The organism is Chryseobacterium sp. RR2-3-20, assembly GCF_017808115.1.
Taxonomy (GTDB): Bacteria; Bacteroidota; Bacteroidia; order Flavobacteriales; family Weeksellaceae; genus Chryseobacterium; species Chryseobacterium oryzae.
In genome coordinates this window covers 1-568 of the sequence record NZ_JADQBD010000194.1, presented here as the reverse complement: position 1 = coordinate 568, position 568 = coordinate 1, and the positions used below count along the sequence as shown (strand labels likewise).

Annotated in this window: 1 protein-coding gene; it reads right to left on the bottom strand. The window is 28.7% G+C overall.

Annotated features, from left to right (window positions below; all coding sequences use genetic code 11):
* Nucleotides 1–169 precede the first annotated feature (169 nt).
* Nucleotides 170–451 carry a hypothetical protein gene (locus tag IV513_RS15660; RefSeq protein WP_209391479.1) on the bottom strand — a complete coding sequence of 94 codons (282 nt, stop codon included), beginning with the start codon at nt 449–451 and terminating at the stop codon, nt 170–172.
* Nucleotides 452–568 lie beyond the last annotated feature (117 nt).

Below are 568 nucleotides of genomic sequence, written 5' to 3'. Positions count from 1 at the left end.
ATCTTGATGATCTGAACTACTGTAAATTTACTCTGTTTCATTCTCTTCCAAATTTAAAAACTATAATTTTAAATGATCCAGTTTTATGGGAAGATTACAAAAGAAACTCAAACCCATCAAAATTATGAAGGCTGCTAATATTAGAATAAGATTGAGTTTTTCAGGCATTTCAATGTATAATTTTTATTACTCCTCTCTGTATTATTTCGTCTGCAAATTCTTCTCCATTAAACTCGTCACAATATAACCCATAATATTCCACTAAATCATTTACTAAAACCCTTAAAATTTCATCTCTTTTGGGATCTTTATAAAGTTGACTTAAAATTTTATTATTTAAATGGTCAAATTCATCATTTTGACTTCCGGGAATTAAATTCCAAGAGTTGATAATCTTTCTTAATTCAGAAAAATCTCTATCATATCTTCTTTTAAGCTCTGTTTTATCCACAGTTTTGATAAATTGCACATAACGGAAAAAGTATTTGCGAAGGGCGGGCTAAATTGGACAAAAAGTTCAATTTCGACCGAACGAAGCAAATTGCTTTTTCAGATTGTTAAATTACAA